Genomic DNA, 13,506 nt, shown 5'->3' with positions numbered 1-13,506 from the left:
ACCATGTTTGTTTCATTCAATAAGGATCTTGAAAAACAATCATCTTCATTTCTGTCATTTCCTGAATTGCATAACGCGGCCCCTCCCGGCCAATCCCGCTATTTTTCACACCGCCGTAAGGCCAATGGTCAAGCCGGAAATTTGAAGTGCCGTTGATTACAACGCCTCCTACTTCCAGCTCCTTAGCTGCTTGATAAATGACATCCATGCGGTTTGTAAATAATCCCGCTTGAAGTCCAAAGGACGAATTATTTGTTTCCGCTATTGCCTCTTCAATCGTACAATACGGAATAATGCTGACAATCGGGCCGAACACTTCTTCACATACAACTTTGCTTTGCTTCGGCGGATTCAGAAGAACAGTCGGCTCAACTGTCGCCCCATGCTGTTTTCCTCCGGTAATCAACTCGGCTCCGGATTGGACTGCTTCCTTGATCCAATTCATAACGCGTTCCGCCGCTCGTTCATCCACCAAACAGCCAATATCTGTATCCGGCGATAATGGATCTCCAACCTTTAATTGCTCCACTTTCTCTTTGAAAAGTTTTGTAAACGGCTCAACGACAGTCTCGTGTACATAAATTCTTTGAACGGAAATGCAGCTTTGACCGGAATTGCTGTAGCCTGTTAAGGCACATAAAGCTGCCGCTCTCTTTAAATCAGCATCTTCGTGTACAATGGTTGCGGCATTTCCTCCTAGCTCTAACAGCACTTTTTTCATTCCAGCCAAGTCACATATATTACGGCTGGCAGCAACTCCACCTGTAAACGAAATAACATTGACCCGGTCATCCTGAACAATTTGCTGACCGACTTCTGCTCCTCCTAGCACCATATTAATACCGTGTTTTGGAAAGCCTGCTTCAAGCAGAAGCTTCAGCAGTTCCGCTGCAATTAAAGGCGTCTGAGGAGCAGGCTTTAACACAACACTGTTTCCGGCTGCAAATGCAGGTCCGATCTTATGACAAATGAGATTTAACGGCGCATTAAATGGGGTGATAGCTGCAACAACCCCAACCGGAACACGAAACGTCATGGCCAATGCTTTCGTTCCGCGCTGCGAAGCGCTTCCCGGTATCGTTTCTCCGATCAGCCGTTTTGCTTCTTCCGCTGATTGTTCCAATGTTTCAACCGAGCGGGATACTTCATCCAATGTGTTTTTCAATGGCTTGCCGAGTTCCTCGGAAATAAATTTTGCGAATGTCTCTTTTCTGCTGTCTAGCAAGGAAGATGCTTTTTTTAAAATATTGGCTCTCTCGTAAACTGGAATTCCTGCAATCTCTTTTTTTGCTTGAAATGCTGAGGATAAAGCATTTTCAACATCTTCCTTTGTTGACAGCAGCTGCTCACCGATTATTTCGCCAGAATAAGGGCTCCGCACCTGTACTACTGGCCGCCCCGAATTGATCCAACATCCGTTAATAAATGGCTGAGCTTTTCTCATCTAATCACCTGCTTATCACATCGATTTGGCTCTGTTTACTCTTCCATTAGATCGATCCAATATCCGAGCTTTTTAGATCGATCTAAAAATTCTATTAGATCGATCTAAAAAATATTTATTGTTGAGAAATTTGAAAATAATCTCTTTTTAAGAAGATTATAAGTTTTATTGTAAACGGTGTCAATACATAAAAAACATTTCAACAAAACATGCTACCACAATGCCGAACCCAATGTACCCTAATGCAAAAATCATATTCCATGAACCGATCCGATAAGATTGTGCGCTTAATTCATCAGACAAAATTGATACTGATATATTAAAAGGGCTGAACATCACAGTCGACAAGCTGCTGCATATTAACACAATGGATAGCGGAATTGATGGTATGTCGACTAAAAGCGGCTGCAAGAGCTCTGACAATAAAGCAAAACCTACTAAAGGGTGAAAACCAATTAACGATGTAATGAAAAAATAAAGTCCTATTGTACTATATAAAATCAACGTCTTTTCAGTTCCTAATTCAAAAACAGGTTTTAAAAATGATAGCAATTGCGAGTCTGCCAGCATTTCTACAAATAAACCTGCTCCCAAAAACATGAAAAAGTAATTGGCTAATCCCCTTGTCCGCTCTTTCCAATGCTGGATTGCAACTGTAAAATATCTTTTTCCTTTTTTAATAAACAAAGACCAAATAGCAGAAAATGGGATAATCAATAATACAACAGAAAACAGAAAGCCTTTTTGTAAAAAATGTTGAACAGTCGACACCATGAAAATAAACAAAAGCAGCATTCCGATTAATTCAAAAGCTTTTTTATAACCCTTTTTCTTATTAAAAAAATGAGGCGTATGAAAGGCGATTTGGATACCTTTATATTTATACGAAGACATGAGCCAATCAAACCCAAGCATTATGATTGCCATCGAAAGCAAAATTGGAAAAATGATAAAATACTGCACTTTTGTAATGTCTATCGTTGAACTCACCATCACCTCCATCGGGCTCCAAGTAAGACATAAAGCATAGGCGCGCAGCAAGTTTTGCGAATAAAATTTCGTTAGCACTTTTTTGGGCAAATCATGCAGTATAACATTTAATGATTTAATAAGAAGGGGGGCTGTAGCAATATTTAAAAATAGACCGAGTATATGACAAACTCCTGAGCTTCGCCGATATAAATGGTTCAGATCAGCAGCTTGATCCTGAAGTAACAAGCTTAAATGTTTATCATACCTTCCGACACGAATGATGGAATTCATAAATGGCAATACGAAAAACAATGAAAGCAAACCAAGCACTTGCTCAAAATGCAAAATAAACGTATGCCATGGCTGCTTACTTTGAATAAATAAAACAAATCCAATCAATAAAAATATGGCACCTGAAATGAGATATAGTCCTCTGGCATAAACCGCTGAAATTGCGAGTGCTACCAAAGCGACAGCTCCAGTGCTATAGCTTATGACTGGGGCATGAAAAAAACGAGATAAAATATAAATAGCTATCAAAACTGTATACACAAAAATGCGCAAAACCTTTCCCTCATCCTTTCTTTCTCAAAATATACTAATACATAATCCACGGGATCTTCCCTTAACATAATACAGTCTATCAAACACATAAACATTTTTACAAAACAAAAAGACCGGACTCGATATGCCGGCATCTTTTATATGAAAAAACGCACTCTGATAACACGCCGATCCAAAAAAATAAATGCCTCCTCTCTCAAAACGGCTTGAGAAATGGAGGCAGAAGTGAATCATTATTTACATTCTTCTTAAATAATCCCCGGCTTTATCCGCTGGCAAAGGTTTACTGAAATAGTATCCTTGCATAATATGACAGCCCTTCCCTAGCAAATATTTGAGCTGAACATTTGTCTCGACCCCTTCTGCAATGACATCCAAATTTAGAGAATGAGCCATTGCGATGATGGCGTTGACGATTGGATTTTCCTTTTGCCCCTGCCCGATTTGTTGTATAAACGAACGGTCGATCTTAATTGCATTGACAGGAAGTCTATTCAAATAATAAAGAGAGGAAAAACCTTTGCCGAAATCGTCCAGATGAATGTGCACACCTAATGATTGGAGCTTTTGAATAATTTTTACCGCATGTTCAAAATCTTTTATGGCCGTTGTTTCCGTTATTTCGATGACAAGCGAAGAATACGGCAGCTTGTATTTTGAAATCGATTCCTGGACTTGATGAACTAAATCACTATGAAAAAATTTACGTGCCGACATATTGACCGCAATCGTTAATTGTTTATTACTAAATTCCTCCTGCCAGCATTTAAGCTGTTTACACGCTTCATCCAATCCTAAGTTTCCTATCAATTCAATCGTATTATCTTCTTCAGCCAACTCAATAAATTCTGATGGGGAAAGAAACCCTTTCTCCGGGTGATTCCATCGAACTAAAGCCTCAAACCCGATGGTTCTCCTTTGAATGATGTCAACTTTCGGCTGATAATATAAGACAAACTCGTTATTGGCAATACCGCGCCGCAGCTCCTGCTTCAGGAGAAAACGTTCGTAATGATGCTCCATAAAAGATTGATAGAAGCGATATGTGCTTTTCCCATCCTTTTTTGCCTCATACATGGCTAAGTCAGCATGATGGATCAGTGTGTCTGCATTGTGGCCATGCTCAGGAAAAAAAGAAACTCCTATGCTTACTGTGATAAACACAGCATTTTCTCCTAAAATTAGTGGATATTGAAGCTCATTGACAAGGTTTGCTGCTAAATTATAAACTTGATCCTTTTCTACATCTCTCAGCATGATGACAAATTCATCGCCGCTATTGCGGCAAAGAAGCGCGTTTTCGTTTTTCATTATGTCTTTTAATCGTTTTGCAAATTTGACTAACAGCTCGTCTCCCTTCTTATGCCCGAAAGAATCATTGATCATTTTAAAATTGTCAATGTCAATAAAGAAAAAGCCTCTTTTTATTTCAGGATGTTTTCCTATTTCTTCATCAACCATTTTTCGAAAAGTAGCCCGTTCTAATAAATTAGTCAACGAATCGTAGTGTGCCAGCTTTAATAATCTTTTTTCCTTTTTATTCCTAGCTATTTCCTTCGCAGTCCGATCCCTAAACAAGCGAAAAATCGTTTCGGCTTTCTCCTTTGTCTCCGTCGTCTCTATGTTTATAATAAAAATGAGCCCAATGATCTCCCCTTTGTAGCTTTTAAGAGGCATTTCCAAATAACCGGCGCCTTCTATATCTCCCTTTAATCTAGAGAATAACTGGTGAATAAATTTTTCGTAAAAGCTCGCTTCCTTTAAAGAACTTTCCAAAGCTAGTATTGGCTGAACATCTCCATCAGACAAATTTCCGTTTCGATACATTGCTAGTACATTTATTTTTGAAGATGTTTCGTCCACTTCTCCGACAAGGACTATTGGCGCATGTAATGTTTCTGCAATATACTTAACAAGGGAGCGAAAGTATTCTTCTCCAACATGAGTCAGCACTTCAACAGCCCGTATACCCAGCACTCTCTCAATCTCTTCCAGAGCTTCGTGTCTTTTCATCCCCACTACGATACCCTCCACATAATACGATTCCATTTTCAAGCACCTTATACAGAAAATAGAAGTTACATTTATAGTAATAAAATACAGGAAATTTGTCATCTAATAGATGCCAAAAAATAGCTAAAAAGAAGGATAAAAAGCATGCGTTTGGTTAAACTTCAAATAAATTTTGTCAGCAGCAAAAGTGACAAACTTGACTTTTCTTTAAATTGAGACTCGCAATGATAACGCTTTAAAATTTAAAATGTAGAAACATTATTCTAAAAAAATAAAAGGGGTGAACACAATGGCAGAATCAAATATTAAAGTAAAAATACAGAGATTCGGCAGTTATTTAAGCGGAATGATTATGCCAAATATCGGCGCATTTATTGCGTGGGGACTCATCACTGCGTTATTTATACCGACTGGTTGGACACCAAATGAAGCTTTAGCAAAACTAGTGAATCCGATGATACAATATTTGTTGCCGCTTCTAATTGGTTTTACCGGCGGGCGCATGGTGTATGATCTGCGCGGAGGAGTTGTGGGTGCAACCGCAACGATGGGAGTAATCGTTGGAGCGGACATTCCAATGTTTTTAGGTGCCATGATAATGGGGCCTCTTGGTGGGTATATTATAAAGCAAGTGGACAGACTGTTCCAAGGAAAAGTTAAATCCGGATTTGAGATGCTTGTCAACAATTTTTCAGCTGGTATTGTCGCTGCTATTTTAACGATTATTGCTTTTTTAGGAATCGGCCCGATTGTCTTAACTTTGAGCAGCATTTTGGCAGGTGGAGTTAAATTCATTGTCGATGCCAACCTGCTTCCGCTCGCAAGTATATTTATCGAACCCGGAAAAGTGCTGTTTTTAAATAATGCGATTAATCATGGAATTTTAAGCCCGCTCGGAATTGAACAAGCAGCAGAAACAGGCAAATCCGTTTTATTTTTGCTTGAAACGAATCCAGGGCCAGGTCTAGGAATTTTGCTTGCCTATATGCTGTTTGGAAAAGGAAATTCTAAACAAACTGCTCCTGGTGCAGCCATTATTCACTTTTTGGGCGGAATTCACGAAATTTACTTCCCTTATATTTTAATGAGACCATTATTAATTTTAGCTGCTATTGCCGGCGGAGCGAGCGGAGTGTTAACATTCTTACTTTTTGATGCCGGACTTGTGGCAGTGCCTTCACCGGGAAGTATTATTGCATTAATGATTATGACTCCAAAAGGACATTATATAAGTGTGTTGGCTGGTGTTATTGTTGCAACTGCTGTTTCATTCCTCATCTCAAGCATCATCTTAAAAGCAGCGAAAGCAGACAGCGAGGAAGACTTATCAGCAGCAGCAGAGAAAATGCAGCAATTAAAAGGTAAAGAAAGCAAAGCAGCAGAAATGCTCACAAATCAAGCGCAAAAAGACAGCGAAGATGCCGAGCTGCAAGAAAATGAATTAGCCAATGTCCAAAAGATTGTTTTTGCTTGTGACGCAGGCATGGGATCCAGTGCAATGGGCGCTTCCATTTTGCGAAACAAAGTCAAAAAAGCTGGGTTAAATATCGAAGTAACAAACACTGCCATCAACAATTTGCCTGATGACGCAGACATTGTATTTACACATAAAGATTTAACAGATAGAGCAAAAGCAAAGCTTCCTAATGCAACACACATTTCTGTTGAGAATTTCTTAAACAGTCCTAAGTACGATGAACTGCTAGAAAAATTAAAAGAACAGTCATAAGCAGATTGCACAGCTGTGCACTTTAAAAGGGGTGAATTCCATGTACTTGCGGGCGAGAGAACGGGAAATCATCGAATTAATGCTGCAGGAGGACCGACACATTTCCACAAAAGAGATCGCTGAACGATTAAACGTCAGCTCAAGAACAGTTCACCGGGAGCTTAAAAATATAAAAAAAGTGATAAAAAAATATGGTCTTTATATTGACAGCCTGCAAGGAAAAGGAATTCGCTTATTCGGTCCATCGCTGCGGAAACAAAATTTATTAAAAGATATCCGATCTGGAGAGCACACAGACTTTAGCCAGGAAGAAAGAAAAGTGCTTATCCTATGTTCACTTTTAGAGGCCAGCGAGCCTCTAAAACTGTTTACACTAGCTGAAAAATTAAACGTCACTTCTGCAACCGTAAGCAATGATTTAGATCAAATCGAAGAATGGATTGCTCAATTTGATTTGAAGCTCATCCGAAAAAGAGGATACGGAATAGAACTCATTGGACCAGAAAATGGAAAGAGGGCTCTCCTTGGAAACATTATAATGGAGAAATTGGATGAAAAAAGTTTTTTGCAAGCAATTGAAAGGCAGATAAAAGAAGAGAAAAATGAAAAAAGGGAAAAAATTTTTGAAATCATTGATGAAGAAAAAATAAAAACGGTTGAAGGAGTACTTGAAAATTTTCGGCAAACCATTTTATTTTCTATTGCGGACAGTGCCTATATTGCTCTTGCAGTCCATTTAATGCTGGCAGCGGAAAGAATCCAAAAAGGCGAAACAATCGATATCGATCCTCAAGTTTTTCAAGAATTGAAAGGCACAAAAGAATTCGAATCCGCCCGCATGATCGTCAAAGAATTGGAAAAAGCCTTTCAGGTCAAGTTCCCTGAAGCGGAAATCGGCTATGTCGCGACTCATTTATTAGGAGCGCGCAGAAAAGAAGATAAAGATTTTTCCTTCTTTGATGTAGATGTAGACATTTCAAGAAAGGTCCATGCGCTCATTGAATTTGTTTCCAACAAAACCGGCTTTCCCTTGACGGAAGATCAATCTTTATATCAAGGGTTGGTAGCCCATTTTGTCCCTGCTATTACACGTTCAAAAGAGAAGATTCATACGCACAATCCTCTGCTGCAACAGATCAAAACAAAATTTTCCACCCTTTTCGCGTCTGTCGAAGAAGGGGTAAAAAAAATCTTTTATGATCTTCAGTTATCAGAGGATGAAATTGGCTTTCTCGTGCTGCATTTTGGCTCCGCTTTAGAATCAAAGATGGAGAATATTTCGCTGCAGGGATTAGTTGTTTGCCCCAGCGGAATCGGTTCTTCCAAAATGCTGGCAACGAGACTTCGCAAGGAGTTTCCTGAAATAGAAAACATTCATATTGCTTCTCTTATTGATTTAAAAAGGCTGGATGTCAGCCAATACGATATTATTATTTCAACTACCGATCTTCCGTATCGTCATGTGCCATATATTACAGTTAACCCGCTGTTAAATGAGCATGATATCGCCAAAATAAAAAGGTACATGAATGAAAAGCTGACAGAATTCAAAAGAAGCGAAAACAATGTTCCGGGCATTCCTTTCCGGAAAAATCCTTCAAACGATATGATTCACATCATCGATCAATTTTTTGAACTGGGCGATATTATCAAAACAGTTTTGCTCCATTTCAATGTGAGCTTGCTTGAAAATACAGGACAGCATAAAAAAAATCTTTTGGAAATCGCCCGCACATTGCATAAAGAAAAATTGATCACAAATGATGAATCCGTTGCGAAGAAGCTTTTGGCGAGAGAACAAAAAGGAGGATTGGGAATTCCCGGGACAAAAATTGCTTTATTTCATTTAAAAGATGAAGAAGTATTGATTCCTTTATTTCGTATTTATGATTTGGACAAAGCGGACAACGTCCTCGGAATGGACGGAAATGCGATGGAAATCAGCCGGATATTGCTGCTTTTAGCTCCTGAACAGCTAACTCAAAATAAGCTGGAAATATTAAGCCAAATCAGTTCATATATTATTGAGAGCAATAGCAGTTTAACACTATTTGAAAGCGGAGATGAAGCAGCTGTCTATCATAAGCTGAATGAGATTTTCCATCGTTATATGAAAGAAAAATTTTTTAATTGGAGTGACTAAGATGAAGCAAATATTAACAGCAGAGAATATTGTTTTAAATGCAAAAGTGGACAATCAGGAGGAAGCTATTAAATTAGCTGGAAAGGTTCTTGTGGAAAACGGCTATGTGAACGAACATTATATCAGCAAAATGCTTGAAAGAGAACAAATCACTTCCACATACATGGGAAACCATATAGCTATTCCTCACGGAACAGAAGAAGGAAAAAAAGACATTTTATCATCAGGTATTTCCATTATTCAAATTCCTGAAGGCGTAGAATATGGAGAAGGCAACATTGCTAAAGTAGTGTTCGGAATTGCCGGAAAAGACAACGAACATTTGGAGCTCTTGTCGAAAATCGCCATCCTTTGCTCAGAGGAAGAAAATGTTGACCGTATAATCAATGCAGCAACCAAAGAAGAATTAATCAATTTATTCAATGAGGTGGAATAAACATGATCGCTTTGCAGTTCGGCGCTGGAAATATAGGAAGAGGATTCATCGGCGCTCTTCTAAATCAAGCTAACTATGAAATATATTTTCTTGACGTGAATGAAAATCTAATCTCTGAGCTAAATAAAAGAGGAAGTTATATCATCGAATTAGCCAGCGAAAAAAAAGAAACAATCACCGTCACAGGTGTAAAAGGAATTAACAGTGCAAAACAAACTGACAAAGTTATCGATCTCATTTGCCAAGCTGACTTAATTACAACGGCTGTCGGTCCAAATATTTTAAAAATCATTGCACCGACAATCGCTTCAGGACTTAAGGAACGATTTAAACAGTCAGTCCAGCCTTTAAACATTATTGCATGTGAAAATATGATCGGCGGCAGCCAATTATTAAAAGAAGAAGTGCGCAAATCGCTTACAGATGAAGAAAAACAAAAATTGGATCAATATGTTGGCTTTCCTAATGCAGCTGTCGACCGCATCGTTCCATTACAAACCCACGAGGACCCTTTAAAAGTTTCTGTTGAACCATTTTTTGAATGGGTCGTGGAAAAAACAGACATAAAAGGAAGCTTGCCAAATATTCAAGGAATCACCTATGTTGACGACTTAAATCCATATATTGAGCGCAAGCTATTTACTGTCAACACTGGACATGCTACTGCAGCTTATTTAGGCTATTTCAAAAATATAGAAACAATCGACAAAGCTGTATTGGACCCGTTTGTCCGCCCAATTTTAGAAGGCGCGCTAGCTGAAACCGGCGACATGCTGGCGAAAACTTATCATTTTGATCGTTCCGAGCATCAAAAATATATCGATAAGATTATCTCTAGATTTGAAAACAAACAAATTTCCGATAATGTCACTAGAGTAGCCAGATCACCTATTCGCAAGCTTGGCGCAAACGACCGATTAATTTTACCAGCAAAAAGATTAATGGAATTCGGTCAAAAACCTGAAAATCTCGCAACAGCCGTAGCAGCTGCGCTATTGTTTGACTATAAAGAAGACCAAGAGGCAGTCGAATTGCAAGAAATCATTAAAACAAAAGGAGCATCTGCAGCTTTGAAGCAGTACAGCCAGCTTGACGAAAACGACCCGTTAACAAAACTAATTCTTGAAAAATATGAACAGCTCATCAAATTGAAATAATGTAAGCAGGATGGTTCATTCTGCCTGTTTAAACACGGGGCTGTCTAATAAGTCGTTTTTTGGCTTATTGACGGCTCCCTTTTATGTTTTAGAAATGTTGATATATCGATGTTTATGATTTTTTGTTTTTCAATAGGGATTTGACCTTCTGGACAGCCCCTCAATCGAATGCAATGAACAAGAAAACGTATTAATCAAACAACCAATAAGAAGGCTGACTCAACATCGCTGAAAAGCAATGTGTTGAATCAGCCTTTTACTTTTGATTTCTCCGATGCTCTCGCCATGAATTGGAATATATGATAGGAAGATGCTGCGCTTTTTCCAAGGAATATACGTAAACAAAACCTTCTATATTTCGCCTGCTATCCTTGACCCAAACACGCTCATACTCATTATTCGACCGGCCTTCTATAAAATCCTCCAGCAAATCCATTTGCCTTAATCCTTCTTCTGTCACAATGAGCCATTCACCGGCAACTTCGTCTTCTCCTTCATCAAGAACAAGCGCTGGATAATCTCCTACATCATACAGTCGGCCTTTCACATGCCCCTTTTTGCAAGAGATTAAATAGGGCTCTACAACATGATGATTTGCTTCGCCGACTAACAACGTTCCATACACAAAAACTTGATAAAGCATGGCAGCTCACCTCAAAAAGTTTAATCCGGTCAGTGAACATCGACACGTCAGTTGAAAAGAGTGATTTCCCACCTCAAAAATTCATAGCCGGTCAGCGGGACTATGAAAGCTAGTATGTAAAAAAATTTATTCCTAGGCGGCAAATCAATTGAAAAGAGCTACCGCCCCCACCTTAAAAAACATAACCAGCTAAGCAAGACCATGAAAACTGACATGTATAAAAATTTGTTCCCTAAGCGGCAAATGCACCGGTAAACTAATTGAAAAGAGCTACTACCGAATAATTTTCATAATCATCCGATTCAATACTTCGGAAAACACTAGTCCCATGGCGATGGCTCCTGATATGATAAAAGCTTTAGCTGCTAGTTCAATCGCCGTAAAATAGTCTTGCTCGACTACATGGCGCATGGCATCATACGCAATCCCTCCTGGGACAAGCGGAATAATACCTGGAACAGAAAAAATGATGATCGGCGCTTTATACATTTTCGTAAACAAGTGACTAATGAAGGCAACAAGAAGCGCTGAAATAAATGCAGCGATAATTAAATCCATCTTAAAATGAATCAAGAATAAATACGAAAGCCATCCAACTGCTCCCGCAATTCCGCATGCAAATAACGTCTTTTTTGGTACATTAAAAATAATTCCAAATGCAAATGCTGCAATAAAGCTTGCTGCAAGTTGTGACAGCATGACAACAATCCTTTCAATTAATAAATCGATAAAACGATGGCAATTCCTGACCCGATCGCAAAAGCTGTTAAAAACGCTTCAGCTCCCTTTGATAATCCAGCCACTAAATGTCCTGCCATCAAATCACGGACAGCATTCGTGATATGCAGCCCCGGTACAAGCGGCATGACAGAACCGATAATAATTTTATCTAAATCTGTCCCGATGCCCAGCTTCACCTGCCAAATGGCTGTAAATCCAATGACAAACGATGCTAGGAACTCTGAAAAAAATTTAATTTTAGCAAAACGATGAACATAAACTAAAAATGCAAAACCTAAACCGCCTGAAATCATGGCAGGAACAAAATCTGCCCACTTTCCTTGAAACATGATTAAAAACCAGCCGCTCAAGATGGAAACGGAGGTCAATTGCAGCCAAACTGGATATTCAGGTTTTGATTCGTCTATTTGCTTCAGTTCCAGCAAAGCTTCATCAACAGATATTTCACCCTGCGCCATCCTTCTAGAAATGTTGTTCACCATCGCAACTTTATTTAAATCTATTGTCCGTTCCAGCACACGTACAAGTTTTGTCTGTTCCATTTCGTCAATGGAAAATATAATTCCAGTGGGCATAGCAAAACAATGAGACTGCTTTACACCAAGGGATGTAGCCATCCTCTGCATCGTATCCTCAACGCGGTACGTTTCCGCTCCATTTTCAAGCATAATTTTACCAGCTAGCAAACAGGCTTCAATAATCTTGTTGGAATTTAATTGCACGCTAATCTCTCCAATAAACTTCATTTCCTATTATTATATCCAAGTCTTTTGGTAAGTGAATGGCAAAACGATTCAGCCTTTTATAGGTCTTTAAGTATTAAATCTTAGCACCTCATCGACCAAATGCTCAAGCTTTTTCTTCTGATCAATTTGGGACATCACCGCGTAAATCAGCGCTCGCCGCGGAACAGAAGATTGCAATTCTTCCTTTAGAAAGGATAGCAATTCCTTTTGCTCCTCATCTGCCGATTTTTTTATTTTATCAATTTGATTGAAAAGGGATTCCTTTTTCTTTTTCCGATTCAAAGCCTCTTCCGGCTCCAGCCTTTCTACTATATCCGGATCAAATAGCTGATCCTTCGTTTTCACAACATTTTCCGCTATTTTTTCAATTCTTCTCAACGAATAAGCGATTATGCTGTTAATTTCTATTTCTGCTCCGGCAGTGACAGCGAAATGAATGGCGTTTTGAACCATTCCATACAACAACACGGCCAAATCAACCGAATACGGACGTATTTGTTCCCCGAATACTTCTGCAATCCTCTTCTGTGCCCAGCAAAGTTCATCAAAATGATACTGCTGCACCAATCCTTTAAGCTCTTCATCTTCTGACATCAGCACACCATAAAACAGAGCGAATAGTTTATTTTCTTTACTGATTTCCATCTTGACTTGAATTTGTTCGATAAACGCGTTTTTATCGTTTGCTTGCCTGCCAGCCAACACTTCCATTCTCCGCTGATCTGTTTCCATTTTAATCTTTTCAAAAATACTAATTAAAAGTTCTTTTTTCGATGAGAAATAATTATAAAATGTCCCTTTCGATATCCCGCTTTTATCTAAAATATCTTGAACTGATGTTCTCACAAATCCCTTTTCAACAAAAAGAGTATGCGCCGCTTCCATTACTTGTCTTTTTCGATCGTTCAATTTGACTGC

At 38.9% G+C, this 13,506-nt stretch carries 11 protein-coding genes; 4 read left to right on the top strand and 7 right to left on the bottom strand.

Translation table 11 applies throughout. From position 1 onward, the window contains the following. Positions 1-16: 16 nt before the first annotated feature. The 3 genes from ACVIJU_RS04330 to ACVIJU_RS04320 all read right to left on the bottom strand — a co-directional run bounded on the left by ACVIJU_RS04330 (position 17) and on the right by ACVIJU_RS04320 (position 4,993). Complete coding sequence (locus ACVIJU_RS04330; protein ID WP_066250042.1) at positions 17-1,444, bottom strand: aldehyde dehydrogenase family protein; 1,428 nt, start codon at positions 1,442-1,444, stop codon at positions 17-19. 180 nt (positions 1,445-1,624) lie between these two features. After that, a complete protein-coding gene (locus ACVIJU_RS04325) occupies positions 1,625-2,980 on the bottom strand; it encodes a hypothetical protein (RefSeq protein ID WP_456687307.1) in 1,356 nt (451 codons plus the stop codon). 237 nt (positions 2,981-3,217) lie between these two features. Continuing rightward, the gene (locus ACVIJU_RS04320; RefSeq protein ID WP_235600410.1) at positions 3,218-4,993 is read right to left on the bottom strand and encodes a putative bifunctional diguanylate cyclase/phosphodiesterase; all 1,776 of its coding nucleotides are present in this window, start codon (positions 4,991-4,993) and stop codon (positions 3,218-3,220) included. Positions 4,994-5,282: 289 nt separating this feature from the next. Here ACVIJU_RS04320 and ACVIJU_RS04315 point away from each other — a divergent pair, with 289 nt between their 5' ends. From ACVIJU_RS04315 to ACVIJU_RS04300, 4 genes are read left to right on the top strand one after another with little or no spacing between them, the layout of a single operon-like run. Beyond that, complete coding sequence (locus tag ACVIJU_RS04315) at positions 5,283-6,722, top strand: PTS mannitol transporter subunit IICB (RefSeq protein ID WP_456687306.1); 1,440 nt, start codon at positions 5,283-5,285, stop codon at positions 6,720-6,722. A gap of 40 nt (positions 6,723-6,762) precedes the next feature. Next, a complete protein-coding gene (locus ACVIJU_RS04310) occupies positions 6,763-8,865 on the top strand; it encodes a BglG family transcription antiterminator (protein WP_456687305.1) in 2,103 nt (700 codons plus the stop codon). Between the two features lies 1 nt (position 8,866). After that, on the top strand, positions 8,867-9,301 hold the full coding sequence (locus ACVIJU_RS04305) for a PTS sugar transporter subunit IIA (RefSeq protein WP_063386826.1): 435 nt from the start codon (positions 8,867-8,869) through the stop codon (positions 9,299-9,301). Positions 9,302-9,303: 2 nt separating this feature from the next. After that, positions 9,304-10,458 carry a mannitol-1-phosphate 5-dehydrogenase gene (locus ACVIJU_RS04300; protein ID WP_456687304.1) on the top strand — a complete coding sequence of 385 codons (1,155 nt, stop codon included), beginning with the start codon at positions 9,304-9,306 and terminating at the stop codon, positions 10,456-10,458. A 256-nt stretch (positions 10,459-10,714) separates the two neighbouring features. Here the strand turns inward: ACVIJU_RS04300 and ACVIJU_RS04295 are convergent, their stop codons facing one another. The 4 genes from ACVIJU_RS04295 to ACVIJU_RS04280 form a co-directional block, all read right to left on the bottom strand. Then, complete coding sequence (locus ACVIJU_RS04295) at positions 10,715-11,101, bottom strand: gamma-glutamylcyclotransferase family protein (protein WP_456687303.1); 387 nt, start codon at positions 11,099-11,101, stop codon at positions 10,715-10,717. A 273-nt stretch (positions 11,102-11,374) separates the two neighbouring features. Further along, entirely contained in the window at positions 11,375-11,800 is a 426-nt protein-coding gene (locus tag ACVIJU_RS04290; RefSeq protein WP_063386829.1) for a threonine/serine exporter family protein, read from the bottom strand. 17 nt (positions 11,801-11,817) lie between these two features. Next, on the bottom strand, positions 11,818-12,588 hold the full coding sequence (locus tag ACVIJU_RS04285; protein ID WP_063386830.1) for a threonine/serine exporter family protein: 771 nt from the start codon (positions 12,586-12,588) through the stop codon (positions 11,818-11,820). Between the two features lie 66 nt (positions 12,589-12,654). Then, positions 12,655-13,497 (bottom strand): TetR/AcrR family transcriptional regulator, encoded by an 843-nt coding sequence (locus ACVIJU_RS04280; RefSeq protein ID WP_456687302.1) that lies wholly within the window; start codon positions 13,495-13,497, stop codon positions 12,655-12,657. Positions 13,498-13,506 lie beyond the last annotated feature (9 nt).

Source organism: Aeribacillus sp. SP014, assembly GCF_054055575.1.
The sequence above is the reverse complement of the archived record's forward strand: the minus strand, read 5'-3'. Positions and strand labels throughout refer to the sequence as shown.

Bases quoted from the DNA above. Each gene is read 5' to 3' on its own strand.
- ACVIJU_RS04310 (WP_456687305.1), top strand. From the start codon at position 6,763: ATGTACTTGCGGGCGAGAGAACGGGAAATCATCGAATTAATGCTGCAG.
- ACVIJU_RS04320 (WP_235600410.1), bottom strand. From the start codon at position 4,993: ATGAAAAGACACGAAGCTCTGGAAGAGATTGAGAGAGTGCTGGGTATA.
- ACVIJU_RS04295 (WP_456687303.1), bottom strand. From the start codon at position 11,101: ATGCTTTATCAAGTTTTTGTGTATGGAACGTTGTTAGTCGGCGAAGCA.
- ACVIJU_RS04290 (WP_063386829.1), bottom strand. From the start codon at position 11,800: ATGCTGTCACAACTTGCAGCAAGCTTTATTGCAGCATTTGCATTTGGA.
- ACVIJU_RS04305 (WP_063386826.1), top strand. From the start codon at position 8,867: ATGAAGCAAATATTAACAGCAGAGAATATTGTTTTAAATGCAAAAGTG.
- ACVIJU_RS04315 (WP_456687306.1), top strand. From the start codon at position 5,283: ATGGCAGAATCAAATATTAAAGTAAAAATACAGAGATTCGGCAGTTAT.
- ACVIJU_RS04300 (WP_456687304.1), top strand. From the start codon at position 9,304: ATGATCGCTTTGCAGTTCGGCGCTGGAAATATAGGAAGAGGATTCATC.
- ACVIJU_RS04330 (WP_066250042.1), bottom strand. From the start codon at position 1,444: ATGAGAAAAGCTCAGCCATTTATTAACGGATGTTGGATCAATTCGGGG.
- ACVIJU_RS04285 (WP_063386830.1), bottom strand. From the start codon at position 12,588: ATGAAGTTTATTGGAGAGATTAGCGTGCAATTAAATTCCAACAAGATT.